Here is a 25065-nt window from a genome sequence, read left to right on the forward strand (position 1 = left end):
AAGAGGGATCACGCGTCCATCAGCGGGGACATTCCATGTCCGCCTGCGGGGAGCCGATCAGACCGCCTGCGGGGAGCTTTGCACTTCCGCCGTCAGACCTCCCCAACGCCACGCTCTACGGCACCGTCTGGCAGCTGCAAGCCGATCGCATCCAGGTCCGCGGATCCGGCGGCGCCTGGCTACTGTGGGTCGACCGCTGGAGAGTCATCCTCTACTGACCGCTGCCCACCCCGACACGGAGACTGGGCAAGACAGGGCGGCAGAGTCCGTCGGCATCTCACGGCTGGAAGGGCTGTCTGTCATGGCGTTGGCACGCAAAGGATCACGCCGGATCGTCGTCGACGGCACGGTCTACCGCTGGCGGCTGCGAAGCCGACCGACATACCTCCAGGGCTTGGCCTGGTCGCCGTACTCGTTCGCGGTCGAGCAGGCGGACGACGTCCCGGGCACGACGCTCGTGGTCACCACCGACCAGCCGCACCCCAGCAACTGGATCGGCCGCGAGGCCGAGCCGATACTGCCGTCCGGTGTCGCCGCAGCAATACGGCTTGCCCTGAGCGAGGGGTGGACGCCGACGGCCCCGGGCCCCGCGTTTCACCTCGACCGGTCGGCCGGCTTCACGCCTCCGCACTGAACAGCCGGGGAAAGGCGGGCCGGGGTGCACGCGCCCCCGGAAGCACTGGAAGCACGACAAAGCCCCTCCGGGACAATCCCGGAAGGGCTTCGATCTATGCGCACTCGGCAGGATTCGAACCTGCAACCTTCTGATCCGTAGTCAGATGCTCTATCCGTTAAGCTACGAGTGCTTGTGTTCTGTTTTCCGTCTTCGCTCGCGGGCCTTTCGGGCCGCTGGCGGCGACAGGAAGAACATTACATGACTGCCGCCCGCATGTGAAATCCATTGCCCGCACCCGGCATGACCTGCAAAAACGGCCTCTGAGGGGCACACGCGTCCGGGGTGAGAACAGCCGCCCGGTGATCATGTGCCGCACCTCACTCACCCGTCACCGCGATGGTCAACCCCAGGCCGATCAAGGTCGCCCCTCCCGCCCCGCCGATCATCGACAGCCGGCGCGGCGACGCGGACAGCCAGGTGCGCGCGGCCGACGCTCCCAGGCCCCACAGGGTGTCGCAGACCAGGCCGATCGCGGCCGGGATCAAGCCGAGCAGCAGCATCTGGAGCGGGACGCTCCCCGCGTCGTCCCTGACGAACTGCGGCAGGACCGCCGCGAAGAAGACCAGGCCCTTGGGGTTCGTGGCGCCGACCAGCGCGCCGTCCGCGATCGTGCGCAGATCACCACGGCCCCGGCCCCCGACCGGGGCGTCGGCCATCTCCGGGCGCAGCGCCTTTCGGTGACGGATCGCCATCACCCCCAGGTACACGAGGTACGCCGCTCCGGCGAGCTTGAGGGTGAGGAGGAGACGCGGTGCGGTCTGGAGCAGCGCGCCCAGGCCGACGGCCACCAGGACGACCAGGGCGTAGCTGCCCAGGACGTTGCCGAGGGCCGTCGCCAGTGCCGTGCGGCGGCCGTGGGTCAGGGCGCGGCCGATCACGAACAGCACGCTCGGTCCCGGGACCGCGATCACCACGAAGCACATCGCCGCGAACGCCAGCAGACTCGACGTCGACACCATGGGCGTCCTCCCTCCCTCAGTCCTTCATCCGCCTCCCCCGGCACCTCCAGCGGCACGGTGGCCTGCCCGCCCTCCCTCAGCCCCTCAGCCCCTCAGTCGCCTCCTCGTGAGGCTGCGCCCGTCCCCGCTCCCCGATCAACTGATTGTGAAATCCTGCAATCGTGATCTCGATGCGCTTCAGTGAGACCGCCGAGGAAGATCTCGCCTTCTCCGTCTCCCCGCTCCTGGAAGCCGCCCATTCCTGGCATGTGCTCACCGACCCGGGGCACCACGCCCTGCATGTGCCCTGGGTGCGGCGGTGCCGGCGGCTGCCGGTGGGGTTGCGGCGGCGGATGCGGGAGCACCGGTTCGTCGTCGCCGACTACGTTCCCGCCTTCTTCGAATGCCTCGCCGACGATCACGACGCCGACTTCCCGCAGCAGGTCGCCGCCGCCCGCGCCCTGCCGCCCGGCCTCGTCGCCGCCCAGCTCAGTCAGACCCTCGTCGACACCCTCCGCTACCGGGGGCCCGACCTCATCGACGATCCGGCCGTGCGCGACACCGCCCTCGCCGAGCTGGAGCGGGCCGATCCCGGGCGGGCCCAACTGCTGCGCGCGGTGCTCGATGATCCGCTCCCCGTGCTCGACGCCGTACTCGGCACGATGGAGGAGTACTGGGACGCCGCCTTCGGCGCGGAGTGGGAGCGGATCGAGCCCAGTCTCCACCAGGCCATCGCCCACGCCGGGCAACAGATCGCCCGCCAGGGTGTCTTCCCCCTGCTCGGCGCGCTGGTGCCCCAGATCCGCATCGATCCCGTACGCCGGACCCTGCGGCTCGACCGGCCGCACGATCATGATCTCGTGGTCACCCCCACCCGGCCGGTGACCTTCACCCCGAGCCATTACGTCTGGCCCCACGTCCGCGTCACCTGCGACGATCCCTGGCCGCTGCGGATCACCTACCCCGCGCTGCCGCTCGCCCCCGCCGCCGCGCCCCGCCCCACCAGCCGGGCGGAACTGCTCACCGCGCTCCGGGCCCTGGCCGCCGCCCCCCGGCTCCAGATCGTCGACCGGCTCGCCGTGCAGAGCCGCAGTACGCAGGAGCTGGCCACGCTCCTCGGGCTGTCCCCGTCCGTGATCTCCCGCCATCTGCACCAGCTCACCCGCGCCGGGCTCACCACCACCCGGCGCGAGGGGTACTACGTCCTCTACTCCCTCGACCGCGAGCGGCTCGCCGAGATCGCCGCCGCCCTCTCGGCCACCGGGCCCGGAAACGAGTCAGGGAGCCCCGCCTGAGAATGGCTGGGCTCCCTGAATGTGTGGTGCGGAGGCGGAGGGATTTGAACCCTCGATGGGCTTTAAGGCCCAAACCGCATTAGCAGTGCGGCGCCATAGACCGGACTAGGCGACGCCTCCCGCACACCCGCTCGCGCGAGCGCGAATGGTGCGTGCAGATGATGACACAGACGAGCGGCGTGTCACCAATCGCCCCCACCGTACTAGGCAGGTGCGCGGCAGGGCAAAGGCGTTCCCGGGGGCCGGATCCGGGGCCGCGGAGGGTGGGTGGCGAAGGGTGAAGGGTGAGGGGTGAAGGGTGAGGGGTGAGGGGTGAAGGGTGAAGGGTGAGGGGTGAAAGGGTCCAGGGCGGGTGCCCCGGGCCCCGGAGGCCGCCGCACCCGCAACGTCCCGCACTCCCCACCGTTAAGCAGGTCATGTCTCCGAGCCACTTCCCGGGTACGGCCGACGCCGCCCGCACCCCCCGCACCCCCCACCGCCTCCTCCTCACCGGCGTCCTGCTCGCCGCCTCCCTCGCCGGGGTCGCGCCCGTCGCCGCCGCCCCCTCCCCGGCGCTGCCGCCGCCCGTCCGGCTGGAGGACCGGGTCGCCAGCGGGACGCTGGACGTCACGCTCAAGGACGCCGACGGCAAGGTGACGTCGTACGACGTGTCCTGCGCGCCCGATGGCGGGAGTCACGCGGATGTCCGCGGGGCCTGCGCCGCCGTGGAGCGGGAGGCCGCGGCGGGGCGGGATCCGTTCGCGCCGGTGGCGGCGGGCAGCGCCTGCACCATGCTGTACGGCGGGACGGCGACCGCCCAGGTCACCGGCACCTGGTCCGGGCGGCGGGTCGACGCCCAATTCGACCGCACCAACGGGTGCGAGATCGACCGCTGGAACCGGCTCGTACCGCTCCTCCCCGATCAGCGCGGCTGACCCGCGACCGCGCCCGCGCACGCACCCGCGCACGCGCCGACCGCCCCCCGCACACACGCGTGGAGGTGCCGCGACGGTATGCCGACGGCACCTTCCCGAACCGCCCCGCCCCACCCTCCCGGGCACGACCGGCTCGTGCGGCCTCTGTCTCATCCGGCGCCGCCGACGCGACCCCAGCGCTTAGACTCCCTCGCGTGACACGTCGCGGGCAGGTTGGCAAGATGGCCCGAGCGGTCGGCAAGGTGCGGTAGCGGTAACAGGAGGGAAGCGTCTCGTGAGCAGCAGGCCATCCCGAGGCGCTGCTCGCCTCGCAGCGATACTGGACGCGCTGCCCGACGCGTTGGTGCTGGTCAACGCGAACGGCACGGTCGTCAACGCCAACACCATCGCGCTGGAGGCATTCGAAGCCCCGGGCACCGCACTCGTCGGACGCGGGCTGCTGGATCTGCTGCCCCAGTTCGACTCCAAGCTGATCCCGGGCGGTATGCGCCGCCCCGATCACATCGACCCCAGGGCGCGCACCAAGCCGACCCGGATGATCGCACGCCGCACCGACGGCACCGAGTTCCCGGTCGAGGTCACCAGCGCCAATCTGGAGAACGCCCAGCAGGCGTACGACGGCCACGGCTACGGCTATACCTCCGCCGCCGATGAGCTGTTGATGCTCGTCGTGCGGGATCTGTCGGGGACCGTCGACACCGAGGCCGAGCTGGCGCGGTCGCAGCGGCAGACCGAGATGATTCTGCGGGCCGCCGCCGAAGGCGTCGTGGGCACCGACACCGACGGACGGATCGTCCTCGTCAATCCGGCCGCCGCGCAGATTCTGGGCTACCGGGCCGGTGAGCTGGGCGGCAAGGAGCTGCACACCCTCGTCCTGCACTCCCGCCCCGACGGCTCCCCCTTCCCGTACGACGAGTCGCCGCTCGCCGACACCCTGCGCTCCGGGCGCAAGCACCGGGTGCGCGGGCAGGTGCTGTGGAGCAAGGGCGGGGACAAGGTCTCGGTCGACCTGACGACGGCTCCGGTGCGGGACGGGGACCAGTTGGTCGGCGCCGTCATGGCCTTCACCGACCGGCGGCCCTACGACACCCTCGCCGCCGAGAAGGACGGCGTCGAGCAGCGCCACGCCCGGGAGCTGGAGCGGCTCTCCGAGGAGCACGCCTCCGACCTCACCGCGCTGCGCCAGCGCCATGTCACCGAGGTCGAGGAGCTGCGCGAGGCGCACGCCGAGGAACTCGCCGCCGGTGAGGACCGCTACGCCGCCCTCGCCCAGCGCGAGAAGGACCGCTACGAGGCGCTGTCCGGACGGCACGAGCAGTTGCTCACCCTCCTCGCCACCTCCCTGCGCGGCCCGCTCGACGAACTGCGCCGCGATCTCGCCGCCCTCGCCGCCGACGACGCCGGACAGCTCTGGCCCGAGGCCAATCAGGTCCTGCACCATCTCTCCGCGGGCTACTCGCGGATCACCACCCTCATCGACAACGTCCTCGGTTACCAGCGGCTGGACGCCGGGACCGAGTCCGTGGCCCGGACGAAGGTGATGCTGGACTCCGTCGTCGCCGCCGGGGTCGACGGGGCCGTCGAGCTGATCGGGCCGGGGCGGGTGCAGTTCGCCGTGCACGCCCCGCCCATCGAGGCCGAGGTCGATCCGGCGCTGCTCGCCACCGCCCTCGCGCATCTCGTCGCCGATGTCGCCGGGGTCGACGCCACCGGCAACTCCCCCGTCTCCGCGGGCGGCTACATGGACAACACGGTCGTCGTCGCGGCGGCCCAGCGCGGTGAGGTCGTACGGATCGAGGTGCGCGGGCCGTACGCCGGGGGCGACCCGGTGCACGAGCCGATCGTGCGCGGGATCGTGCGCGCCCACGGCGGGGTGCTCCAGACCCATGACGTGCCGGGGATGAGCGGCAGCGCGTTTGTGCTGGAGGTGCCGATCGGGGGCGGCGCGGGAGCGGTCGCTGCGCCGGTCGGGGGTGGTGGTGTGGTGGCGGTCGGGGGTGGTGCGGCGCCGGGCGGGGGCGGTGTGGTGTCGGGCGGGGGCGGTGTGGTGTCGGGCGGGCCGGAGGCGCTGGGGGCACTGGGGGCGCCGGGGGCGCCGGGGGCGCCGGGAGCCGGGGAGCAGCATCCCGACGACGGTGCGGAGCACACCTCCGGCGGGGGGCGGCGCCGGGCGCGGCGGTCCTCCGTCGACGCCTTCCTGGACAGTGAGGTGGCTGGGGCGGGGGCCCAGGGGGCCGGGGCGGCCGGGGGTGGTGCGGGTGAGGGTGACCGGCCCGCGCCGACCGGGCGGCGCAGGCGCCGGGCGGCCGAGGAACAGCAGGTTCAGCAGGTCCAGCAGGTCCAGGAAGCTCAGCAGGTTCAGCGGGTTCAGCAGGTAGCGGCGGTGGAGCGGGCTCCGCAGGGGGCGGCGGGGCAGCAGCCTGCCCGGGGGGCCATCGGTGCCATCGAGGGGCCGGCTCCCACGGGGCGGCGGCGGGGGCGGCCCGCCGAGGTGGGCCCGCCGGGGGCCGCGGCGACTCCGTCCGTTCCCTCCGTTCCGTCTGTTCCTTCCACTCCCTCCACCGCGCCTACGTCTCCGATCTCGCCCGTCCCGCCCGTCGCCGCCATCGAGCCGGTCGCCGCGCAGGGGTCCGTCGTCACCGCCGCCGAGCACGCGGCCGGGGCCGCCGCGTCCGGTTCCGGGCTCGGCGCGACCGTACCGCCGCAGGGGGTGCCCTCCGGGCCCGGCGGGCAGCTCGCCCGGCAGGGGGGCGGCCAGCCCGCCGCCGCGCTGCCGCCCGCGCTGCCCGCGCCGGGTTCCGGCGGAGCCGAGCCGGGCGGTGAGGACGGCGAGCAGTCGTCCGGCCGACGGCGTCGGGCGCTCGCCGCCGCGCAGGAGCGCGCGGTGGCCCAGGAGGCGGCACCCCGTACGGTGTTCGCGCTGCCGCCCGCCGAGGCGGACCGGGAGACGGAGGCGCCGCGGCAGACGCCGGTGGCGGCCGGTGGAGTGACGGTTCCGGCGTCCACCCCGATGCCGGTGTCCCCGGCCGTGCCCGTGCCCGCGCAGGGTGTTCCCGACGGGCGAGGGCGGCACGACGCCGTACCGCACGCGCATGACCAGGGCGAGGATCACACACCGCCGCAGCCGCATCCCTCCGGGGCGCCGGAGGGGAACCCGACCGGGCGGAGGCGGCGGGCCGTCGCCCCGCCGGCGATCGAGCCGACGGCCGCCGACTCGGCCGACCTCGCAGGTCAGTCCATGGGGGCGGACGGCCCCCACAGTGGGGCGGCGGGGTACGGCGTTCCCGGGCAGGGGATCCCCGCCCAGGCCGCCGCGCCCGGCGCCGCCGCCGCGCCCGTACCCGCGCAGGGGATTCCCGGCCAGGGTGTTCCCGGGCGCCAGCCCGCCCCGGCGCAGCCCCATCCCCATCCCCAGTCCCATCCCCAGCCGCATCAGCACCCCCATCCGCATGCGCAGCCTCAGCCCCAGCCGACCCCGGCGTCCGGTACCCCGCTCCCCCCGGAGGCTCCCGCCCCCGCGCAGGCCCGGCCCGCGCAGCCGTTGCCGGCCGAGGCCGCGGGGAGCGCGCCCGCCGCACCGGTGGACCCCGACTCCACCCAGGGCAGGGCCATAAGCGTCCGTACGCTCGGACAGGGCGTGCCCTTCACCCGTCAGGCCGCTCAGGTCCAGCAGTCGCAGCTCCAGCAGCCGCAGTCGCTGCCGCAGGGTGGCGGCGGTGCCACCCCGGCGCCGCACAACCCCTCCGGTTCCGGGCGGCGGCGCAAGCTGGGCACCCGGAACGAGGGCGCCGGGGCCGGGGCCCCCGAGCCGCAGGCCCGGCAGCACCCCCCGGCCGAGCAGGCCGTCCCGTCCCCGTCCCCGGCACCCAGGCCCGCGCAGCCCTCCGAGGGCGTCGGACGCTCGTACGCCATAGGGGCGCCGGACGAGAACGCGGCCGAGGGGCCGGAGCCGTTGGACGGTCCCGGCGGAGCCGTCGAGGTGCCGGACCCGCCCCGTCCGCAGCCGATGGACGACGAACTGCCCCCCGAGCCCCTGGACAATCCCCGGCGGCTGCTGGTCTGGCCCGCCCCCGATGTCTCCACCCAGCAGGCGCTGAGCGACCGCGGCTACCGGCCGGTCATCGTGCATTCGCGCGAGGAGGTGGACGCGCAGATCGCGGCGTTCCCGGCGGCGCTGTTCGTCGACCCGCTGACCGGGCCGATCACCCGGACCGCGCTCCAGTCGCTGCGGACGGCGGCGGTGGCCGCCGAGGTGCCGGTGATGGTGACGGCCGGGCTGGGACAGGCGACCCGGGAGGCGGCGTACGGCGCCGATCCCGCCGTGCTGCTGAAGGCGCTGGCGCCCCGGGACAGTGAGCAGCATCCGCCGCGGGTGCTGCTGATCGAGGAGCACGCGGAGATCGCGCTGGCGCTGACGGCGACGCTGGAGCGGCGGCAGATGCAGGTGGCGCGGGCGGCGAGCGACGCGGACGCGGTGGCGCTGGCGGGGCAGTTCCGGCCGAATCTGGTGGTGATGGATCTGATGCAGGTCCATCGGCGGCAGGCCGGGATCGTGGACTGGCTACGGGCGAACGGGCAGCTCAACCGGACGCCGCTGGTGGTCTACACGGCCGCCGTCGACCAGGCCGATCTACCGCGGCTGGCCTCCGGCGAGACCGTGCTCTTCCTCGCCGAGCGCTCCACGAGTACGGAGGTGCAGAGCCGGATCGTGGATCTGCTGGCGCGGATCGGGACGAACTGACCCTCCCCCCCCCGGCCCCGCCCCCGCTCCTTGGGTTGCTGGTGGGTTCTGTTCGAGCGGGTTCTGTTCGAGCGCGGGGGTGGCCCCGCGCCCGAACTCGTCCTCACCCGGTGGTCAGATCTGCGTGATCTCCAGCTCCCCGGCCGCGTACTGCCTGCGCAGCACCTTCTTGTCGAACTTGCCGACGCTGGTCTTCGGGACCGCCGGGAGGATGGTCCAGCGCTCCGGGAGCTGCCACTTGGCGATCTTGCCCTCGTCCTGGAGGAAGGTGCGCAGCGTCTCGAAGTCGGCGTCGGCGCCCTCCTTGAGGACGACCGTCGCGAGGGGGCGCTCGCCCCACTTCTCGTCGGGGACGGCGACGACCGCGGCCTCGGCGACCGCCGGGTGGGCCATCAGGGCGTTCTCCAGCTCCACCGAGGAGATCCACTCGCCGCCGGACTTGATGACGTCCTTGGCGCGGTCGGTGAGGGTGAGGAAGCCGTCCGGGCTGATCGTGCCCACATCACCGGTCTTCAGCCAGCCGTCCTCGGAGAACTTGTCGGCGGGGCGCAGCGGTTCGCCGTCGGCCCCGTTGTAGTAGGCGGCGGCGATCCAGGGGCCGCGGACCTCCAGTTCGCCCGCCGATCGTCCGTCCCAGGGGAGCCGCTCGCCGCCGGGGCCGGTCAGCCGGGCCTCGACGCCGGTGGGGAAGCGGCCCTGGGTGAGGCGGTAGCCGAACTCCTCGTCCGTGCCCACGGCGTGGGCCGGGGGCCGGGCCACTGTGCCCAGCGGGCTGGTCTCGGTCATGCCCCAGGCGTGGCAGACCCGCATCCCGAGCCGGTCGAAGGCTTCCATCAGGGCGGGCGGACAGGCCGAGCCGCCGATGGTGACCTGGGTGAGCGAGCAGACCTCCCGGGGGTGCGCGGTCAGCTCGCCGAGCAGGCCCTGCCAGATGGTGGGGACCGCGGCGGCGTGCGTGGGCCGCTCGCGCTCGATCATCTCGGCGAGGGGGGCGGGCTGGAGGAAGCGGTCCGGCATCAGCAGGTTGATGCCGGTCATGAAGGTGGCGTGCGGCAGGCCCCAGGCGTTCACATGGAACTGCGGGACCACCACCAGGGAGGTGTCCCGGTCGGTCAGGCCCATCGACTCGGCCATGTTGACCTGCATGGAGTGGAGATAGACCGAGCGGTGGGAGTAGACCACGCCCTTGGGGTCGCCGGTGGTGCCGGAGGTGTAGCACATGGCGGCGGCCTGCCGCTCGTCCAGCTCCGGCCAGTCGTACGCGGTCGGCTTGCCGGTGAGCAGATCCTCGTACTCGTGCACCTGGACGCCCGCGGTCGCGGCGGCCTCGATGAGGGGCGCCCGGTCGCCGGGGCCGGAGACGATCACATGCTCCAGCGTCTTGAGGTGGGGCAGGAGCGGGGCCAGCAGGGGGAGGAGGGAGCCGTTGGCTATGACCACGCGGTCGGCGGCGTGATGGACGATCCAGATCAGCTGCTCGGGGGGCAGCCGGAGGTTGAGGGTGTGCAGCACCGCGCCCATGGAGGGGATGGCGAAGTACGCCTCGACGTGCTCGGCGTTGTTCCACATCAGGGTCGCGACCCGGTCGTCCCGGGCCACCCCGAGGTCGTCGCCGAGGGCGTGCGCCAGCTGGGCGGCGCGGGCGCCTATCTCGGCGTAGGAACGGCGGTGGGGTTCGGGTTCGCCGGTCCAGGTGGTCACCTGCGAGGACCCGTGGATCGTGGATCCATGGGTCAGGATCCTGGAGATGAGCAGTGGTACGTCCTGCATGGTGCTCAGCACGGCGTCCTCCCGGGGCGGCTCTGCCTACGCGGCGGTAACGTTTGCGCTTGATTCTGCGCACGTACCGCTCGGTATGTCACTAGATCCGGGAGAGATCAGGGGAGAACCGGGGAGAACAGGGGAGAGTCCGGGGGGATCCGGGGAGATTGTCGGCGGGCTGGGCCAGGAGATCACCGGCAGGCTGGGCCAGGGGATGGTCAGCGGGTCAAGAGGTCACCAGCGGGCCAAGAGGTCGCCGCCAGCGGGCCGGGAGGTGGCCAGCGGGCCGGGAGATGGTCGGCGGGCCGGGAGATGGTCGGCGGGCCGGGAGATGGTCGGCGGATGAGGAGGTCGTCAGCGGACCAGGACCAGTTCCGGGTCCTCTCTCAGTTTGCCAAGGGCGCGGGAGACCGCCGACTTCACCGTACCGATCGAGACGCCGAGGACCTCGGCGGTCTGGGCCTCGCTGAGATCCTCGTAGTACCTGAGGACGACCATCGCGCGCTGGCGGTCCGGCAGGCGCATGATCGCCCGCCACATCGCGTCGTGCAGTGCCTGGCGCTCGGCCGGGTCGTCGCCGGACGGCTGCGGCTCGGGCTCCGGCAGTTCGTCGCAGGAGAACTCGTCCACCCGCCGCTTGCGCCACTGCGAGGTGCGCGTGTTCAGCAGGGCGCGGCGGACATAGCCGTCGAGCGCGCGGTGGTCCTCGATGCGCTCCCAGGCGACATAGGTCTTGGTCAGCGCGGTCTGCAACAGATCTTCCGCGTCGTTGGGGTTGGCGGTGAGCGACCGGGCGGTGCGCAGCAGCACCGGTCGGCGGGCCCGTACGTACGAGGCGAACGACGGGTAGGCCGCATACGGCGAGGGCCGCCGGGCGGCGTCCGAAGCGCTGGTGCAGACGGGTGTGGTCATGGCTCCCACGCTAGGAGCGGGACGCCCCCACGCGGATCGCCCGGAGGTGCCGAAGCGGAGTCCCCCTCAGGTTGTAGGGGTGGGGCTGGCTGCACCTCCCAGAGGTGGAGTGGGGGTGGAGCGGTACTGGGGGTTTCCCCTCAGGGAGGTACCGGGGCGGGCGTCCGGGGCGGGGGCGGCGAAGGGGGCCCCGACCAGGGGGAACGCGGGGTCGGCGGTCCACCGCCAGCACCAGCGCCGAGGTCGGTACGCCGGTACGGGCCGTCACGAGGACCCGTTCGGCGCCGGGCACCTGGTTCACGGACGTACCCCGTACCTGGCGTACGGCCTCGGCGACGCCGTTCATACCGTGGAGGTACGCCTCGTCCAGCCGGCCGCCGTGGGTGTTCAGCGGGAGCCGGTCCTCCGCGACGCACCCAGCGGCCTCGGCGCGCGCGACCGCGGACGCCGTACTCCTCCCGCTGGGTCAGCACGGAGGGGGTGAAAGGGGGTGAAGTGGTCGTAGAGGATGCCGACGTCGATGTCGCCGGGGCTGAGTCCGGCCGTGCGCCAGAGGCGGAGGGTGGTGGCGGCGACCGGCCCGAACGCCTCCTTGGGGCTCAGCCCGTAGGTGTGCAGACAGCGCCGCGCCGCCATCGCCACTCAGGACGCCGGGGTGAGCAGCCCGTACGGCATCACCAAGCCCAGCCCAGCGCCGCGCCCTCCGCCGACGGCTCGCGCTGCTGCATCCCGGTGCCGAAGCGGTGCCCGGAGCGCTCGTTGAAGGCCCGGTAGCAGACGACGACCTCGGCGACGCCGGACGCGATGGCGAGGACGGCGTGGAGGACGTGCCGCAGGCGACGCCGCCGCCATGGTGGACCCGGGAGAAGGGGCCCAGCTCACAGGTGCCGCACACCTGGGCGACGGTGATCTCGGGGTTGGTGTCGCCGAGGGCCTCGCACCAGTGCCGGATCATGGGCCGGTTGACGGGGCCCTTGCCGGGGGCGGCGGCGACAGCGGGGAGCCCCTCGTAGGCCCGGAGCCGGGCGGGGAGGCCGTCGTCGTGGGGCGCGGGCGGGGGCAGGGGCGCGGTCGTCGAGCGGGACGTTTGTGACAGCCCGTCAAATGAGCCAGAGGGACAAGACGTTCCACCCTGGCCCCATCAACCCCCGCACCGAACCGGGTACTGGACCGGGTACCGAACCGGAAAACGCCTGCGCGGCGGTGCCGGAGCACCGCCGCGCGGTCGCTGTTTCCCCACAGAGCACACCCACACAGGAGGTCGGGGCGGTCGGCCGACCGGCCGCCCCTCAGCTCACCCGAAGACCGGGGTGAAGCTGACCGCGACGTTCGAGTTGCCCTGGTTGACCGAGGTGAACGCGGAGCCGTCGACCTGAGCGGTGTTGCTCTGGTTCGAGGCGCCCGAGCCGATCGCCTGCTGCTGTGTGGTGGCCGAGTTGCCGCTGTTGTCGCCGCCCACGCCGCTGCCGAGGCTGCCCTGGATGGCGTTGGTGACGGTCGCGCTCGATCCGTCGTTCGCGAGAGCACCGTTGTCGGCCGTCGCGGCACCGGTGAACAGCGCGGCGGCGAGCGGGAGGGCGGAGACAGCGGCGATGACGCGAGCGGTACGGATGCTTGCCATGTGAAATTCCTCCGGAACGGGGACACCCGGCTTTGTGAGCCGCGATGAAGAGGTGAACTTCGAGTTCTTCCAAGGCAGTTGGCCATCCGCCTCGGGGTGGTGCACGACGTCGCGAGATCAGAGTTGCCCACCGAATCCCCGGCGAACCAGGCCGGAAGCCCCGATTCCCCCTGAAGCGTGATGACAAGTCGATAAACCCCCTTCCCTATCTGCATCTCCCAGGTCAGGGCACTCGGCACGACACAGCCCAAGCGCGACAAGAGGTGAAGCGTTCCGGCACTTTCCCGGCCCCGCCCCGGATCCGGGCGCGTCGCATTCGCCCCCTCTTCCTTTTCTCGAACGCACGTACGAAAATAGAAGCATGGCGACCCTCGACCAGCGGGCCGGCACGCTGGCCCTCGCCCACGCCCTGTCCGCCGCGGAGCGCGGCCTGGCGGTCATCCCGCTGTCCCGGACGAAACTCCCGGCACTGCGCTCACCACACCGCACCCCCTCGCCACCGTCTCCTCCGTCTCCTCCGCCACCTCCGCCGCCTCGACCGACACCTCTCTCCCCCCGCCCGGCGGCGCACGCAGCCCCACCACCCCCCGCCACCCCCTGCCACGGCGAGTGCGGACGCCTGGGGCACGGGGTGTACGACGCCTCCACCGACCCCGCGCGCATCCGGCGGATGTTCGCGGCGGCACCCTGGGCGACCGGCTACGGCATCGCCTGCGGGCTGCCCCCGCACCACCTGATCGGCATCGACCTGGACACCAAGTCGGGCACGGACGCCACGGCCGCCCTGCGCGAACTGGCGCTGCGCCATCTGTTCACCATCCCGCCGACGGTCGTCGTCCTGACCCCCTCGGGCGGCCGGCACCTGTGGCTGTGCGGCCCGCCGGAGGTGGTGATCCCCAACTCCGCGGGACGGCTCGCCCCCGGCATCGACATCCGGGGCGCGGGCGGCTACCTGGTGGGCCCCGGCTCCCGCACCGGTTCCGGGGTGTACGCGACGACGCCGGGCACCGGGTTTCTGCCACCGGCGCCGTGTCCGCCGGCACTGCTGCGGCTGCTGCTGCCACCGCCCTCGGGACCACGGCACGCGGCGCCCTCCGGGGGCAGCGGCCTGGGCCTGATCCACTTCGTGGCGTCGGCCCACCCCGGCCAGCGCAACACCCGCCTCTTCTGGGCGGCCTGCCGGGCGTACGAGAACGGCATCGGCCAGAACCTGCTGCCGTCCCTGATCGACGCGGCCCTCTCCACGGGCCTGACGGAACGCGAGGCACGGGCGACGATCGCATCGGCGGGGAGGTTGGTGGGGTATCGGAGGGGGCGGTGAGAACGGCCACCGGGAACCACCGAGGACCAGCCGGAACCATCTCCCCTCACCCCCATCACGCATCTCGGATGTCCTGATCGAGATCCCCGTAAGGCTCCGGTACGCGCTGCGATAGGCACGCGGACTGGTCCCGGTACGCCGCTGGAAGTGGTGGCGGAGGTCGGCGGGTGAGCCGAATCCGGCGCGGACGGCGATCTGCTCGATCGGCGTTCCACTGCTCTCCAGCAGCAGTTGCGCCCGCTGGAGGCAGATGCCCTGCAGATACCGGAGATCGGCCACGGCAGACCCCAGAAGGCCCTTTGCCTCCGTCACTTCGGCGATGCCGCGTCGCCCACGAGTCGGCTGGTGAACCCGGCATCACGCAGACGCTCGAACGCCGCTCCCACCTCTCCGGGCACACGCTGCTCGATCATGAATCCCAGCCGCGGATAGATCACGAGCCGCTGCTGCGCGCCGACCAGCATGTCGATGACGAGCCTCGCGTCTCCGATCGAGTCGATGTAATCAGCCAGAGCCATAGGGGTGGAAGCACAGACCCACTCGACTTCGGGCCACAGTCTGCGCGCGGTCGCATAGGCCCGTCGTTCCTCATACGGCTTGCTGACCAGCAGAACGGACGACACGACGGCCCCGTACTCTTCGAGCACCGCACGCGAGAAGTTGATGTTCTCCCCCGTGTTCCGGGCCCGCGGCTCGACGAGGACGGCATCGGCCGCAACCCCCCGTTCCATGGCCCGCTCCCGGTAGTGCTCCGCCTCGCCGCCTGGCATACGGTCGCGCGTGGTCCGGCTGGTGGCCCCGGTGAAGACGATCAGCGGCATCATGCCCCGGTGGTACAGATCGACGGTGGTGTCCGCGACCCCGAGGTCATGACTGCCGAGTCCGATCGCGACCGAGCATGGGCGCGGCTCATGCCCCATCCGCTGAAAATCCCAGAGCCGCTGAGCGTCGGCCCATACCTGCGTTGAGATCACTTGCTCTCGCCCTCCGCTGTCGCCGAGTCGGGGACCTGGAAGTCATACGTCCAGGCGAAACGCGTGGCCGCGCTCCGCTTCCCGCACGCGGCCCGGCGTCTGCCAACAGATTCAGCCATCCCTGAGCACCGCTTATGCACCTAATGCTGGCCCAACTACGCGGATCACGTGGCGCACACTTTCAACCATTGAATTTCAATAGTCGAAAGCACAGGTCAGGCGCATGTACCGCGCGATGCAACCGGACGTCATGTTCGCCGTTCCCCATCACACATCCGGATAGGTGGAAGTTCCGAAATGCATGCTGAACACCGAGCATGTCCTGCATGCGCTGCTAGCTTCAGTGGCTCGAAGAAGGCCCCATCTGAGTCTGGCGAGACACGACAGATGGGGCCACCCGGTGCTCTTCTCATGGACGAGCACCAGAAAGGATCGAGATGCCGAAGCTTTCTGACCCGATCGAGGTTGAACTCGGTGCTGAACCTACTACGGCTCAGCACCGCTCTCGACTGGGCCATATCGTCAAGGCCGCGCCCAACTGGATCATGGCAATAGCCGCTCTTGTTGGATCCGGTGCCGCGATCATCACGGCATTGCGGTAGCCCCGTCCGGCCACGCAGTACCGAAAGCGCACATACGGTTCCTGGCCGCCACCGCCAACCCGGGCCCCGTAGCGGCCGGTTCGAGGGTCACTCATTGATCACCCATGGACCAGAAGACACCCCTCGCCCCACCGGCGCCCGATCGCCCGGGAGGTCGCAGGGGATCACTGTGCGTGCCGCACGCGTAGAGCACAACGCTGACGGCCCCTGACCACAAGACCTGGTCAGGGGCCGTTCACCCGCGGTGGGTGTGGGATTTGAACCCACGGTGACGTCGCCGCCACGACGGTTTTCAAGACCGTTCCCTTAGGCCGCTCGGGCAACCCACCCCGCGCCGGAGGCGTGAGTCCTCGGCGCGGGGACAAGAGTAACCGGGTTCCGGCGGGGACGGGTCAGCTGTCGCCCACTCGGGAGTCGAGGGTGACGTCGACCGTGCTGGTCTTGCCGTCGCGCTCGTAGGTGAGGGTGACCTTGTCGCCGGGCTTGTGGGTCCAGATCTCGCCGATCAGGGTGGGGCCGCTGTCGATCACCCGGTCGTCGAGCTTGGTGATCACATCGCCCGGCTTGAGGCCCGCGTCGGCCGCCGGGCCGCCCGGCTCCACCGCCTCCGTGCCGGCCGCGCCCGTGTCGGTGATCTTCGCGCCGCCCGTGCCCTCCTCCAGGGAGACGGACGCGCCGATCCTGGCGTACACCGGCTTGCCCGTCTTGATCAGTTGCTCGGCGACGTACTTGGCCTGGTTGATCGGGATCGCGAAGCCCAGGCCGATCGAGCCGGACTGGCCGCTGCCGCCCAAGCCGTTGCCGGACGACTGGATCGCGGAGTTGATGCCGATCACATTGCCCTGGGCGTCCAGCAGCGGGCCGCCGGAGTTGCCCGGGTTGATCGAGGCGTCGGTCTGGAGCGCGCTCATGTACGACGCGTTGGACCCGCTGCCGTCGCTGGAGGCGACCGGGCGGTTCTTGGCGCTGATGATGCCGGTCGTCACCGTGTTCGACAGGCCGAAGGGCGCGCCGATCGCGATCGTCGAGTCGCCCACCGCCACCTTCTCGGAGTCGCCCAGCGTGAGCGGCTTCAGGTCCGGCGGGGCGCTCTTCAGTTTGATGACCGCCACGTCGTAGCCCTGCGCGTTCCCGATCACCTCGGCGTCGTACTTCTTGCCGCTCGGGAAGGTGACGTTCAGGGTGCCGCCGTCGACGGCTTCGGCCACCACATGGTTGTTGGTGATGATGTGGCCCTCGGTGTCGAACACGAAGCCCGTGCCCGTACCGCCCTCGCCGCTGCTGGAGGCCGCCTCGATGGTGACCGTGCTGGGCAGCGCCTGGGCGGCCACCCCGGCGACCGTGCCCGGGTCGCGCTTGACGTCGCCGCCGCTTTCCGAGGCCGAGACGGTGGTGGAGCTGGTCTCGTCGTTGTCCTTCGCCAGCGTGTAGCCCAGGCCGCCGCCGAGGCCGCCCGCGATCAGCGCCGCCACCAGGACACCGGCGAGCAGCCCGCCGCGGCCACGGCCGGAGCCGGACTTCGCCCCGGGTGCCGACGAGGGCGGGGGCGGGGGCGGGAGCGGGGACTGGTGGCCCCACGGATCGCCCGCGCCCACCGCGGTGTGCGGCGCCGGAGGCGGCCAGGACGCGTCCGGGGCGGAGACCCCGTGCTCGGGCGGGGCAGAGACCCCGTGCTGCTCGGGCGCGGGCGTCGCGTAGGAATCGCGCGGGCCGGAGGATTCAGGCGTCCCATACGGGTCGCTCGCCCCATACGGGTCGCTCGTCCCGTAGGAGTCCGGGGGTCGATGGGAGTCCGAGGGCCGGTGGGAGTCCGAGGTCCCGTAGGGGGAATCGGGTGTCCCGTAGGGAACGTCGGATCTGCCCGGTGTGTCGTGCGGGGCGTAGGACGCGTGTGGGGACGGGGCGGCCGGGGGGCCGCTCGGGACCGGGGGGAGCGGGGTCGTCGGCGCGCCCGCGCCGGGCACGGGGGGCTGTGGGGCTGCGGCTGTGGGCGCTTCCACCGGTGCGGGAGGTGCGGACGGCGGCGCCGGTGGTACCGCGGTGCCCTCGTTCTCGGTGCTCACAGCTTTTCTCCTCGGTCCACGGTCAGGGTGGCGGTCACGGTCACCGTCACGGTCGGCATGCCCCGTACGCGTCAGCGGCATCTCCGGGGATGCCCGCTGTGCGCGTATGCCTGCACGCGTATGTCCGCACGCACACGCCCGCATGTGTATGCCGTCAGCTTTTCCCACCGGCTGTCAGAGCACCATAAGCCGAGCCTGTGTGTCCCGGACTGTTCTTTATATTGGATTACATGTGATGTTTGGGAATTATTGGGCTTAACGGATGCATCCCAACCCACCCCGATGGCACCATGTCGCGGTGACCCACGCCCCACAGCGCCCCATCCAGGTCGTCGCCCACCGCGGCGCCTCCGAGGACGCCCCCGAGCACACCCTCGCCGCCTACAAGAAGGCGATCGAGGACGGCGCCGACGCCCTCGAATGCGATGTACGTCTCACCGCCGACGGCCATCTCGTCTGCGTCCACGACCGCCGCGTCAACCGTACGTCCAACGGCCGCGGCGCCGTCTCCGCGCTGGAGCTGGCCGAACTCGCCGCCCTGGACTTCGGTTCCTGGAAGCGGACCGAGGCGTACCGCACCCGCGACGAGGACCCCGACTGGGAGCACCGCCCCGAGGACCCGGCCGACACCTCCGTACTCACCCTGGAACGGCTGCTGGAGCTGGTCGCGGACGCCGGGCGGCCGGTCGAACTGGCGATCGAGACCAAGCACCCCACCCGCTGGGCCGGCCAGGTCGAGGAGCGGCTGCTGGAGCTGCTCAAACGGTTCGGCCTGGACGCCCCCGCCACCCCCGAGGAGTCCCCGGTACGCGTCATGAGCTTCTCGGCGCGCTCCCTGCACCGCGTCCGCGCCGCCGCTCCGACCCTGCCCACCGTCTATCTGATGCAGTTCGCCTCACCCCGGCTGCGCGACGGACGGCTGCCCGCCGGGGTCCGGATCGCCGGCCCCTCCCTCCGGATCGTCCGCCACCACCCGGCCTACGTCGAACGCTTCCGGCGCGCGGGACACCAGGTGCACGTCTGGACCGTGAACGAGCCCGAGGACGTCGACCTCTGCGTCTCCCTCGGCATCGACGCCATCATCACCAACCGCCCACGCGCGGTGCTGCGCCATCTCGGTCGCTGAGCACGCCGCCGAGCGCACGCCGCTGAGCGCACTCCGCCGAGCGTAAAGAAGCCGACAGATCCCTTGACCCCGCCCACCCTCTCCCGCCATTCTCCGGTCTCGGCCACGCCGTCGAATTCCAGCCACACACGCACCATCCCTTGACAGTCTCCTGACATCGCCCTGACGGCTTCGTCACAGGGAGTGCACCGGCGCGTCCATTCCGTGTTCGACCCAGGTGAGTGCGACACCGCACAGGGGTTGGCCGGTTTCCGGTACAGGCCAATGGGGCATCCACACCGTGGCGTGGGGCGAAGGAGGTCTCGGGGGTGGCGTTGGTGGTGGCACAGGAAGTGCCCACGTCGTCGAGCATGGCCGTACCCCATGGCCCTGCGGGCGTGGGGAAGGCGCGACACCGGATGCGCGATCAGCTGCGCACAGGCGGTGTGGCTGAATCGGTCATTGACGATGCTGTATTGATCCTTTCCGAACTGTTGAGCAATGCCTGCAAGCACGGCCGGCCCCTGGGCGATGCCCTGGCCGGGGACGGCGACGTCCGGGCCGCCTGGCGGGTGGACCCGCGCGGGCGGCTGATCGTCGAGGTCACGGACGGCGGCGGCCCCACCCGCCCCGCACCGGCGACCCCGTCGGTCACGGCCCACGGCGGCCGGGGGCTGAACATCATCACCGCACTGGCCGACGACTGGGGCGTCCGGGACGACGCCCGCGGCGAGGTCACGGTGTGGGTCGTGGTCCACGACGATGTACGCGACCGGCGGTCCGGCCATCGCCGCGACGATTTCGCGACCCGGGTCGGGGCGCCGGCACTCTCGGCGATCCCCGACCTGGACTTCGCGGACGCGTTCGACGACCTGGACTGATCCGCGGGGCTGGTCCCTGAGGCCAGTCCTGAGGCCGGCCCCTGGGGCCAGTCCTGGGGCCGGTCCGCAGGGCCTGATCCGCCCGGCTGATCCGCCGGGCGGGGACGCGAACGCGGGCCACGACCCCTAACGCGGGCAAGGCGCTTCGGCGCACACCGGCCGACCGGCCGACGGGCGGTTCATCCCCGCCCGGCACGCCGGTCGGCCGTACCCGTGCGGCTCCTGGGCCACGTCCGTGCCCCTTCCCATGCCCCTCCCCGTAACCCTTCCCACGCCCTCCGCGCGCCCACCGCCCGCCCTCCGCGCGCCCACCGCCTGCGCTCCCGGCCGGTACGGCCGCCGACCCACGCCCGGAAGCACAGCGGCACCCCTTCCCTCGCGCCCCCTCCGCCCCCCACCCCCCTCCACACACCCACCCCCCGCACCCGAGCGACTAGGCTCGCGCCCGTACCAGAAGAGCCGTCTCCGGGAGACATCCACCATGGCCAAGAAGCGACCCCAGTCGAAGGGCGCGCGCCCGCAGCTCACGGATGGAGAGGTACCGGTCGTCGGCGCGCGTGAGCCCTGCCCCTGCGGCAGTGGCCGCCGCTACAAGGCCTGTCATGGCCGCGCCGCCGCGCAGGCCGTGACGGAGCTGGTGCAGCGGCCGTTCGAGGGCCTGCCCGGTGAGTGCGACTGGGTGGCGCTGCGCGAACTGGTGCCGGCCGCGACCGCCGAACTGCACCTCAGGGACGGGCTGCCGGACGGCGTCCCGTCGATCACGCTCGCCACGGTGCTGCCGATGGCCTGGCCCGCGCTGCGGCGCGACGACGGCTCGGTGCTGATCGGCCTCCAGAACGACACCGCCTCCGGCGACATCAGCCGCGACCTCGCCGACACCCTCGCCCAGGCCCTGACCGCCGCGCCCGGTACGCCGGTGCAGTCGCGCCGCGTTCCGGCCGACGGGCCGCGCCTCCAGGATCTGCTGGACCCGGAGGGCACGTTCGCGCCAGTTGTGCACACCGGCTTCGAGTTCTGGGTGCCGGACGCGGAGAACGCCTCGGCGGAGGTGGCCGCCTCCCTGGAGCGGGCCAACGCCGCCGCCATCCCCACCGTCAAGCTGACCGGCGTCGACGCCGCCTACTGGTGCGAGGCCCCCGACAAGAACCATCTGCGCTGGGTGATGCCGCACCCCGAGGAGCAGTTGCTCGACGCGCTCGCCCGGCTGCACGCGGCCGGGCGTTCCGGGCTCGGCGAGGGCACCCGGCTGGTGGGCTCCTTCCGGGCGCACGGCCTCACCGTGCCGGTCTGGGACCTGCCGAGCGCGACGAGCGCCGAGGACATCGAGAAGCCGGCCGCGGAGTTCGCCGAGCGGCTGGCTGTCGCGCTGGCGTCGGACGAGCCGCTCACCGGCGACGAGCGCCGCGCCCGCGGCGGCCTCACCAACCGTCAGGTCACCCTCAGCTGAGCCGACAAGATCCCTGCGGCGGCGGGGAAGGGGGTGCGGCGGCTGATCGGTCGGTCAGCCGCCGCACCCCCTTTCCGGAGCCCGCCGCGCCGTACTGTCCGGCCCGCGTTCCCGCGCCAACTCCCGTCGGCAACAAGCCAGTCGGCGTCCTGAGGGGCGGGCAAATGCCGAGATCGAATTTGCTAACAGCCGATCTCTTGTTACCGTTCCAGTAGCCCGGTTGCTGGTGCATCCCCCGTCGCCAGCAACCGGGCCTTCTCATGCCCCACGCCGCCGCCGCGTCCGGCCCCCGCCGCTCCCGTCGGTCAACCGCTCGCCGGACGGGCCGAGTTGCTCCCCGAGCGCAGCAGCGAAGGCCCCGTACCCGCCGCGTCCGCGAACTCCGCGACCGCCGAGTAGTGCTCCAGTGCCCCGCGCGTCCGCTCCCTCGGCGTCGAGCACTCCGCCGGTTCATCGCCCCCGCCCACCGGACAGCGCAACGTCACCGTCCGCCCACCGGGGCCCATGAGGGTGAGGACGGCGGTCAGGGCGTCGCCGGTCGCGTTGCGGTAGTAGGTGCGCGCCCAGGTGTCCTCGCCCTGGGTCAGGACGCAGGTCTGCGCCTCGATGCCGTCGGGCGAGGTGAGTTCGGGGCCGCAGCGGGCGGCGGTGGCGAGCCCGAGACCGAGGGTCAGCGGGGAGCCGGAGACAGCGGGGGTGGGGGTGGGGGCAGAGGGAGGTACTGCGGCGCCGTCCGTGGTTCCCGCCGGGGCCTTCGGGTCCACCCGCTCACCGCCGGAGACGTCGCCCTCGTCCTCGCTCTCGTTCTGCCGTACGAGGGTCTCCCCCCGGGTGCCGCCCTCGCCGCCCACCGGTCCTGCCGACGCCACCGCCAGGGGCAGGACGACAGCACACACCGCGAGGCCCGCGAGGGCGAGAAGACGGGGGTTCATGCGAGGGACGATAACGAGCGGGGACGGGCGCCCGGTTCCGGCGGCGCCCGACACCCCTACAACTCGGGCGCGCTCACACCCGTACGAGTGAGGGCCTCGACGACCGCGTCGACCACGGCCTCCACATCGGGCACCCAGGGGGAGGCCGAGCCGGGCAGCGGTGCGCGCTCCCAGTGGATCTCGCCCTGGCCGGTGACGGACGGCGGCAGGGCCAGATAGCCCCCCTCGCCATGGAAGCGGAGCGAGCCGGGGACGAAGTCCTTGGCGTACAGCAGTTCGCCCAGTTGTTCCATCGAGTACGGCCGGACCAGCAGCGCCCAGCGGGTGGGCGAGGCGACGACCGGGCCGAGCCGGATGCCCATCCGGTCCAGCGCCGCAAGGGCGCGCGCTGCGGCGGCTGCGGGCAGGCTCACCGCGCAGGGCGCGGTGCCACCGGTGGCGAGGATGATCGGGGCGGTGGGGCGGTTCGCCCACCACCAGCGGATCATGCGCTCGTCGGTGGTGGCCGCGAGCAGTCCGGGGTCGAAGGGGTGGGCTCCGGGCACCGTGCACTCGGGGTCGGGGCAGCCGCAGCGGGACCGGCCCTGTGGGTCGGCCGCCACACCGGGGAGTATCGGCCACTGCCACTGCGTCGCGACGGTCAAAGCCGCGCCGACCAGCTCAGGTCTCCCGTCGTTCCGCCTGGACAGGAGCCTGCGTCGCCTTCCGAGGATCTCGCGCATGAGCGCTCGTTCCTTTCCGTTGCACGCCTGGCAACACCGTGGGCCACATTCACACCATGTGCCTTCACACCATGTGTCGATCACTTCGCTGTGCGTACCTATGGGCGCATCACACCCCTGCCGTGAGCACGGGGACCCCTATGGGTCGAGCATCGGCTGCGTCCGCTGCCGTCGCGTCCATACTGCGGCCGGCCGCGTCTTCTCAGTGCGTCCAGCTGCATCCAGCCGCTTCGGTCAAAAGCTCTGGCAGAAGCTCTGCCAGAGGCTCTTTCACAAGCATGGACGTGGCGTGGGGTGGCGAAGTCTGGCGTTTTCGGGTCGCGCTCTTACTCTTCGCCGCCACCACGAGAGGATGGGGCACGGTCGTCGGTGGCTAAGACGCCCGGCTCCGTCACCAGGTTCCGGGTATCCCCGAACCACCCCTGGCCTTCACCGAGTACGTACCCATCACGACCGCTGTGACGCTCCGTCGAGCAAGGCCAGTCGACCCCAATCACCCGATACATGAGTCAGTTTTAAGCCAACTTTGCCTTTCCATAAGGGGAACAGCGATTCGTCCCGTCGGACCCCTGGACACCAGGAATCCCAGCAGGACAATGCTGGACATCCCCTCACGAGTGCGTGTACATGTGGAGACACTGCTAGCGACGCAGAATGACATGGGGGTTTGCGATGCTTTGGAGCAGTACGCACCGGCCGGAAAGCCGGACACCATGACCGCCCCGCACCCTCCGAAAGTGGCCGGAATCGATTCCACGGTTCCCTCACCCGCCCACACTGTCGCGCCCGCGCCCGTGACCTCTGGCGCCCCAGCCGCCCCGCCGGGCGTACCGTCGGCGGTCGCCTCCGATGCGGGAGCCCTGCTCCAGGACCGGCTGGCCGGCTGGGTCTCCGACCTCACCACCCTGCATGAGCTGACCGAGCGCCTGGCCCGCACCGACACCCTCCCCGACGCCCTCCAGGAACTGCTGCGCGCCGGAGCCGCCCTGGTCGGCGCCCGCCGCGGACTGGTCGCCCTGGAACCGGCCGACGGACTCGGCCCCCGCTCCACCGTCGGCCTCGGCCTCGCCCCCGCCGACCTCGGCCATCTGGAGACCGTCCCGCGCGCCTCCCTGCCCCACGGCGCCCTCCTCGACGCCCCGGCCGGGCCGCCCGGCGCGATGACCGAGGTGGTGCGCGCCGATCTGTTCGCCGAGGAGGGGCTCGATCCGCGCCACCGCGAGGTCGCCGCCCGGCTGGGCTACGCCGCCTGCTACGCCCTGCCGCTGGCCGGTGAGCGGGCCGGGCGGCTCGGTGCCGCCGTCTGGCTGTACGACGAGCCCGCCGAGCCGGTCGAACGGATGCGTCATCTGGCCGGGCTCTACATCCGGTACGCGGGTGAGCACCTCGCCCGGCTCCTGGAGGTCGAGCGCACCCGGTCCCGCCTCGCCACCATCGCCGAGGAACTGCTCCCCTCCCGGCTGCCGCGCGTCTCCGGCGTCCAGCTCGCCGCCCGGCACCGCACCGGGCCGCGCGGCGGCGGCGACTGGTACGACGCGCTGCCGCTGCCGGACGCGGCGCTCGGGCTGGCGGTCGGCTCGGTCACCGGGTCGGGGCCGAGCGCGGTCGCCGCGATGGGGCGGCTGCGGGCCTCGCTGCGCGCGTACGCGGTGATGGAGGGCGAGGACCCGGTCGCCGTCCTGTCCGATCTGGAGCTGCTGCTGCGGCTCACCGAGCCCGCCCGCTCGGCCACCGCCCTGTTCGCCTATGTCGAGCCGGCGCTCGGCAAGCTCACCCTCGCCGGGGCCGGGCACTGCCCGCCGCTGCTGATCGGCGAGCGGCGCACCGAGTTCGTCGAGACCTCCGTCTCCGCGCCGCTCGGGATGCTCGCCTGCTGGGAGGCGCCGAGCGTGGAGGTCCAGGCGGAGAGCGGCGAGACGGTGCTGCTCTACACCGACGGACTGCTCCAGCGCACCGGCGACCCGGTCGACCGGGCGTTCGCCCGGCTGCACGCGGCGGCGGCCGGGGTCCCCAGGGCGGTCCGCCACGACCCCGAGGCACTCACCGACCACATCCTGCGGACGGTCCTGCCGGACGGGACGGATGAGGCGGATGGGGTGGGCGGGGCGGTGGACAGCGAGGAGGATGTGGTGATGCTGGCGGCGCGGTTCGAGTAGGGCG

18 protein-coding genes, 3 tRNA genes and 2 pseudogenes are annotated in these 25065 nt (G+C 72.3%); 10 read left to right on the forward strand and 13 right to left on the reverse strand.

Annotation, left to right across the window (positions count from 1 at the left end):
• Positions 1 to 301: 301 nt before the first annotated feature.
• A complete protein-coding gene (locus tag ABZX40_RS16450; RefSeq protein WP_355738889.1) occupies positions 302 to 634 on the forward strand; it encodes a hypothetical protein in 333 nt (110 codons plus the stop codon).
• 99 nt (positions 635 to 733) lie between these two features.
• Here ABZX40_RS16450 and ABZX40_RS16455 read toward each other — a convergent pair.
• Positions 734 to 806, reverse strand: a tRNA-Arg gene (locus ABZX40_RS16455).
• Positions 807 to 993: 187 nt separating this feature from the next.
• Positions 994 to 1635, reverse strand: coding sequence for a LysE family translocator (locus ABZX40_RS16460; RefSeq protein ID WP_355738892.1), 642 nt, complete (start codon positions 1633 to 1635; stop codon positions 994 to 996).
• 170 nt (positions 1636 to 1805) lie between these two features.
• Between ABZX40_RS16460 and ABZX40_RS16465 the strand changes: the two genes are divergently transcribed.
• Positions 1806 to 2909 carry a DUF5937 family protein gene (locus ABZX40_RS16465; protein ID WP_355738895.1) on the forward strand — a complete coding sequence of 368 codons (1104 nt, stop codon included), beginning with the start codon at positions 1806 to 1808 and terminating at the stop codon, positions 2907 to 2909.
• 29 nt (positions 2910 to 2938) lie between these two features.
• On the opposite strand, the gene ABZX40_RS16470 is transcribed toward ABZX40_RS16465, so the two are convergent.
• Positions 2939 to 3029 (reverse strand) — tRNA-Ser (locus ABZX40_RS16470).
• Between the two features lie 296 nt (positions 3030 to 3325).
• Here ABZX40_RS16470 and ABZX40_RS16475 point away from each other — a divergent pair.
• On the forward strand, positions 3326 to 3823 hold the full coding sequence (locus ABZX40_RS16475; protein WP_355738898.1) for an SSI family serine proteinase inhibitor: 498 nt from the start codon (positions 3326 to 3328) through the stop codon (positions 3821 to 3823).
• 274 nt (positions 3824 to 4097) lie between these two features.
• The gene (locus ABZX40_RS16480; protein WP_355738901.1) at positions 4098 to 8564 is read left to right on the forward strand and encodes a PAS domain-containing protein; all 4467 of its coding nucleotides are present in this window, start codon (positions 4098 to 4100) and stop codon (positions 8562 to 8564) included.
• A gap of 114 nt (positions 8565 to 8678) precedes the next feature.
• Here the strand turns inward: ABZX40_RS16480 and ABZX40_RS16485 are convergent, their stop codons facing one another.
• The 4 genes and pseudogenes from ABZX40_RS16485 to ABZX40_RS16500 form a co-directional block, all read right to left on the reverse strand.
• Entirely contained in the window at positions 8679 to 10334 is a 1656-nt protein-coding gene (locus ABZX40_RS16485) for a long-chain fatty acid--CoA ligase (RefSeq protein ID WP_355739270.1), read from the reverse strand.
• A gap of 345 nt (positions 10335 to 10679) precedes the next feature.
• The gene (locus ABZX40_RS16490; RefSeq protein WP_355738904.1) at positions 10680 to 11237 is read right to left on the reverse strand and encodes a SigE family RNA polymerase sigma factor; all 558 of its coding nucleotides are present in this window, start codon (positions 11235 to 11237) and stop codon (positions 10680 to 10682) included.
• 10 nt (positions 11238 to 11247) lie between these two features.
• A pseudogene (locus ABZX40_RS16495) lies at positions 11248 to 12300 on the reverse strand (hypothetical protein).
• A gap of 231 nt (positions 12301 to 12531) precedes the next feature.
• Positions 12532 to 12858 (reverse strand): hypothetical protein, encoded by a 327-nt coding sequence (locus ABZX40_RS16500; RefSeq protein ID WP_355738907.1) that lies wholly within the window; start codon positions 12856 to 12858, stop codon positions 12532 to 12534.
• A gap of 361 nt (positions 12859 to 13219) precedes the next feature.
• Between ABZX40_RS16500 and ABZX40_RS16505 the strand changes: the two genes are divergently transcribed.
• A complete protein-coding gene (locus ABZX40_RS16505; RefSeq protein WP_355738910.1) occupies positions 13220 to 14179 on the forward strand; it encodes a bifunctional DNA primase/polymerase in 960 nt (319 codons plus the stop codon).
• Positions 14180 to 14296: 117 nt separating this feature from the next.
• Here ABZX40_RS16505 and ABZX40_RS16510 read toward each other — a convergent pair.
• Together ABZX40_RS16510 and ABZX40_RS16515 are read right to left on the reverse strand one after the other, a co-directional pair.
• Positions 14297 to 14491: pseudogene (locus tag ABZX40_RS16510) on the reverse strand (helix-turn-helix domain-containing protein); the annotation flags it as partial.
• A complete protein-coding gene (locus tag ABZX40_RS16515; protein ID WP_355738913.1) occupies positions 14488 to 15153 on the reverse strand; it encodes a YdcF family protein in 666 nt (221 codons plus the stop codon). The gene ABZX40_RS16515 and the pseudogene ABZX40_RS16510, both read right to left, overlap by 4 nt.
• Positions 15154 to 15590: 437 nt before the next feature.
• Here ABZX40_RS16515 and ABZX40_RS16520 point away from each other — a divergent pair, with 437 nt between their 5' ends.
• Positions 15591 to 15755, forward strand: coding sequence for a hypothetical protein (locus ABZX40_RS16520; RefSeq protein ID WP_355738916.1), 165 nt, complete (start codon positions 15591 to 15593; stop codon positions 15753 to 15755).
• Between the two features lie 242 nt (positions 15756 to 15997).
• On the opposite strand, the gene ABZX40_RS16525 is transcribed toward ABZX40_RS16520, so the two are convergent.
• Positions 15998 to 16084 (reverse strand) — tRNA-Ser (locus tag ABZX40_RS16525).
• A 63-nt stretch (positions 16085 to 16147) separates the two neighbouring features.
• Positions 16148 to 17818: a trypsin-like peptidase domain-containing protein gene (locus ABZX40_RS16530; protein WP_355738918.1), complete on the reverse strand. Its 1671-nt coding sequence runs from the start codon at positions 17816 to 17818 to the stop codon at positions 16148 to 16150.
• A gap of 298 nt (positions 17819 to 18116) precedes the next feature.
• On the opposite strand from ABZX40_RS16530, the gene ABZX40_RS16535 reads away from it, so the two are divergent.
• The 3 genes from ABZX40_RS16535 (at position 18117) to ABZX40_RS16545 (ending at position 21251) form a co-directional block, all read left to right on the forward strand.
• On the forward strand, positions 18117 to 18944 hold the full coding sequence (locus tag ABZX40_RS16535) for a glycerophosphodiester phosphodiesterase (RefSeq protein ID WP_355738921.1): 828 nt from the start codon (positions 18117 to 18119) through the stop codon (positions 18942 to 18944).
• A gap of 221 nt (positions 18945 to 19165) precedes the next feature.
• On the forward strand, positions 19166 to 19804 hold the full coding sequence (locus ABZX40_RS16540) for an ATP-binding protein (protein ID WP_355738924.1): 639 nt from the start codon (positions 19166 to 19168) through the stop codon (positions 19802 to 19804).
• A gap of 481 nt (positions 19805 to 20285) precedes the next feature.
• The gene (locus tag ABZX40_RS16545) at positions 20286 to 21251 is read left to right on the forward strand and encodes a DUF5926 family protein (RefSeq protein WP_355738927.1); all 966 of its coding nucleotides are present in this window, start codon (positions 20286 to 20288) and stop codon (positions 21249 to 21251) included.
• Between the two features lie 305 nt (positions 21252 to 21556).
• On the opposite strand, the gene ABZX40_RS16550 is transcribed toward ABZX40_RS16545, so the two are convergent.
• Together ABZX40_RS16550 and ABZX40_RS16555 are read right to left on the reverse strand one after the other, a co-directional pair.
• A complete protein-coding gene (locus ABZX40_RS16550) occupies positions 21557 to 22183 on the reverse strand; it encodes a hypothetical protein (protein WP_355738930.1) in 627 nt (208 codons plus the stop codon).
• A gap of 56 nt (positions 22184 to 22239) precedes the next feature.
• A complete protein-coding gene (locus tag ABZX40_RS16555) occupies positions 22240 to 22905 on the reverse strand; it encodes a bifunctional DNA primase/polymerase (RefSeq protein WP_355738933.1) in 666 nt (221 codons plus the stop codon).
• A 596-nt stretch (positions 22906 to 23501) separates the two neighbouring features.
• Here ABZX40_RS16555 and ABZX40_RS16560 point away from each other — a divergent pair.
• Positions 23502 to 25061: a SpoIIE family protein phosphatase gene (locus tag ABZX40_RS16560; RefSeq protein WP_355738936.1), complete on the forward strand. Its 1560-nt coding sequence runs from the start codon at positions 23502 to 23504 to the stop codon at positions 25059 to 25061.
• Positions 25062 to 25065: the final 4 nt, after the last annotated feature.

This window comes from Streptomyces sp. NPDC004610 (genome assembly GCF_040609715.1).
Lineage (GTDB): Bacteria > Actinomycetota > Actinomycetes > Streptomycetales > Streptomycetaceae > Streptomyces.

Coding starts and splice junctions, on each gene's coding strand:
- ABZX40_RS16450 (WP_355738889.1), top strand. CDS start 302: ATGGCGTTGGCACGCAAAGGATCACGCCGGATCGTCGTCGACGGCACG.
- ABZX40_RS16460 (WP_355738892.1), bottom strand. CDS start 1,635: ATGGTGTCGACGTCGAGTCTGCTGGCGTTCGCGGCGATGTGCTTCGTG.
- ABZX40_RS16465 (WP_355738895.1), top strand. CDS start 1,806: ATGCGCTTCAGTGAGACCGCCGAGGAAGATCTCGCCTTCTCCGTCTCC.
- ABZX40_RS16475 (WP_355738898.1), top strand. CDS start 3,326: ATGTCTCCGAGCCACTTCCCGGGTACGGCCGACGCCGCCCGCACCCCC.
- ABZX40_RS16485 (WP_355739270.1), bottom strand. CDS start 10,334: ATGCAGGACGTACCACTGCTCATCTCCAGGATCCTGACCCATGGATCC.
- ABZX40_RS16490 (WP_355738904.1), bottom strand. CDS start 11,237: ATGACCACACCCGTCTGCACCAGCGCTTCGGACGCCGCCCGGCGGCCC.
- ABZX40_RS16500 (WP_355738907.1), bottom strand. CDS start 12,858: ATGGCAAGCATCCGTACCGCTCGCGTCATCGCCGCTGTCTCCGCCCTC.
- ABZX40_RS16505 (WP_355738910.1), top strand. CDS start 13,220: ATGGCGACCCTCGACCAGCGGGCCGGCACGCTGGCCCTCGCCCACGCC.
- ABZX40_RS16520 (WP_355738916.1), top strand. CDS start 15,591: ATGCCGAAGCTTTCTGACCCGATCGAGGTTGAACTCGGTGCTGAACCT.
- ABZX40_RS16545 (WP_355738927.1), top strand. CDS start 20,286: ATGGCCAAGAAGCGACCCCAGTCGAAGGGCGCGCGCCCGCAGCTCACG.
- ABZX40_RS16550 (WP_355738930.1), bottom strand. CDS start 22,183: ATGAACCCCCGTCTTCTCGCCCTCGCGGGCCTCGCGGTGTGTGCTGTC.
- ABZX40_RS16555 (WP_355738933.1), bottom strand. CDS start 22,905: ATGCGCGAGATCCTCGGAAGGCGACGCAGGCTCCTGTCCAGGCGGAAC.
- ABZX40_RS16560 (WP_355738936.1), top strand. CDS start 23,502: ATGCTGGACATCCCCTCACGAGTGCGTGTACATGTGGAGACACTGCTA.